1 protein-coding gene and 1 pseudogene are annotated in these 2,394 nt (G+C 51.2%); both read left to right on the plus strand.

The window, feature by feature from the left end:
- The first annotated feature begins 203 nt into the window (after positions 1 to 203).
- The gene (locus C516_RS21450) at positions 204 to 1,280 is read left to right on the plus strand and encodes a hypothetical protein (protein WP_211210658.1); all 1,077 of its coding nucleotides are present in this window, start codon (positions 204 to 206) and stop codon (positions 1,278 to 1,280) included.
- A 427-nt stretch (positions 1,281 to 1,707) separates the two neighbouring features.
- A pseudogene (locus C516_RS21455) lies at positions 1,708 to 2,394 on the plus strand (hypothetical protein); the annotation flags it as partial.

The raw sequence follows: 2,394 nt of genomic DNA on the forward strand, positions 1-2,394 counted from the left end.
ATTTTCGGACCTTGTATCCGATACGCCGAGCCTCAGAATAACTAATGAAGAAACTGGGCATGTGTACTTCCATCTCGATTACACAGAGTGCTATTGGGCCAGCGAAGCATAACCAAGTGCTCAACGTGACTGGGTTACGCTTCGCTTCACCCAGCACGTTAGCACTACGTTAGACACGATGCGATACTACTAAGGGGGAGTTTGTGGCTAAAGACGGCGAGAAGGGCGAGCGAAAGAGAGTCGACCGACCGTTTCCACGCATGAGTCTGGAAAAAGCGCTTCGAGTCCCGACTGCGATCAAGGAGAAGAATGCCGGAAACCCGTGGCCCCCTGAAGAGGTGGCGAAGGCTCTAGGCGTTGGCCCAAAAACTGGAAACTTCTACTACCTAACTGCTGCCTCGAGAGATTACGGGTTGACTGAAGGGTCAAGCCGAACTGAAAAGATTAGCCTCTCTCATCTTGGACGCCGAGTCCTCTATCCAAATTCTCCAGAAGAGGAAGCCGTCGCGAAGCGCGAAGCATTTCTGTCGGTTGACGTGTTTCAGAAGGTTCTCGAGTACTACAAGGGCAGTGATCTCCCCGAAAAGCAGTACTTGTCCAATACCCTTCAGACCGAGTTCGGGTTAAATCCGGAGGTGCATGACGAGTTTATCGATCTCTATCAGCAGAATTGCCAATACCTCGGGATCGGACACAAGTTCGACACTTCGTACTTGGTACCAGCGTCTCCGGATCCAGGGCAGACAGCAGCCGTCACCGTCGCGCAGCCTGAAGGTGGTACAGGGCAGTCCTGTTTCGTAATCATGCCGTTTGTCGAGCGGAGTGCGGACCATCCGCCTGGATTTTTCGAGGAGGTGCTGAGGAGTCTGATTGCGCCCGCTGCCGAAAATGCGGGCTTCACGGTTACGACGGCGAACCGCCAAGGCAGCGACGTAATCCAATCAACAATCGTCAATGACCTCCTTCAGGCCGATTTGGTTGTCGCCGACCTTACGGAGCACAACCCGAACGTGCTTTTTGAGTTGGGCATGCGCATGTGTGAAGACCGACCGGTAGCACTAATCAAGTCAACTGGAACCGGAAGGATATTTGATGTCGACAACATGTTGCGGGTTTACGAGTACGACTCGTGTCTCTGGCCGTCAACAGTAGCGGATGATTTGCCAAAGCTGGCCACTCATATTCAGTCCGCATGGGACAACCGTGATACCGGGATCTCCTATATGAAGCTTCTCCGGCAAGCGCCGCTTGCTACTTACGACCAGAATCGGAACTTCTGATAAAGGTCTAACTAATCGTGGGAGAACCAGGGACATGAGGGGAGAACCAGGGACATGAGGGGAGAACCAGGGACAGACCACGGTTTTGCGCAGTTGAGGGAGGTCGTGGAAGTGGTAGGCTAAACGTCGTCAGGCAAGGAAGCCAGGGAGGGAACCATGCCAAGGAGAGCGCGCGCGACGAAGATTACTCAGGGTTTCTGCGTGGAAATCGTGGTCTGTCCCCGGTTTTCCCCAAAGCGTGATCAAGACCATGAAACATGGATTTATAAAAAAGTCGTCGGTGTGTAGGCCCAACAAAGCGATCAAACTCGTTCCAGGCCTTCGGCCTTCCACCGGACGCGCCTAGCCGGCGTGCCGTTTATCTTCGTCGTTATGGCGCCCCAAAGGCTAATTGTAGGTAACAAAAAGAGATAGGAAGATATAATCTATGCCTCTAATGTTCTACACGCTACCCAGGCGTTCACGGTTGCCAAACCAAGGTATTAATACAGCATATCTGGCACCCGATGATTGGGACGACTTTGGGCACAAAACGCTATTCAATCTTACGGTTTTCGATGAGTTGGGTGCTAGACACCTGATAGGAAGTGTTAAGATAGCCCTTATCGGCCAGAGCGATGGATGGACTCTAGATTCACTACCTGAACAATTTTCTAGCCTGCCGGAAAACTTCTTCTCACTGGGGCAGGATTCCGACTACTACAAAAATTTAACCGAACAGCTATCCGATAATCTAGCCGAAACCCTATTAAATAGCCTAGGGGATATCGTATACAATCCTATCCGGCGTCGGGATGCCGAGAACGAAAGAGTTTTTAGTGTCTCCCTACTCCGAAACGTAGATCGAGCATCCATTGAGAACCAATATAGCCGTATTCTGCGACATGAAGCTCCGCTAACTGAGTATGATTTTCTCTATCATAAAGGTCCCAGCGAAAGCTATTCCGGGATCCAGGTCAAATTTTCTGTAGAGCCCAACAGCAAGCCTTCCTCCAACATTCACATAATAATTGGCCGAAACGGGGTCGGTAAAACAACCCTTCTTAACAATATGGTCGATGCCCTTCTCCCTGACCGAGGCCCTCCCGAGGAAACTGGAAGTTTTTTGGCTCCT

The sequence above is a fragment of the Arhodomonas aquaeolei DSM 8974 genome (assembly GCF_000374645.1).
Taxonomy (GTDB): domain Bacteria; phylum Pseudomonadota; class Gammaproteobacteria; order Nitrococcales; family Nitrococcaceae; genus Arhodomonas; species Arhodomonas aquaeolei.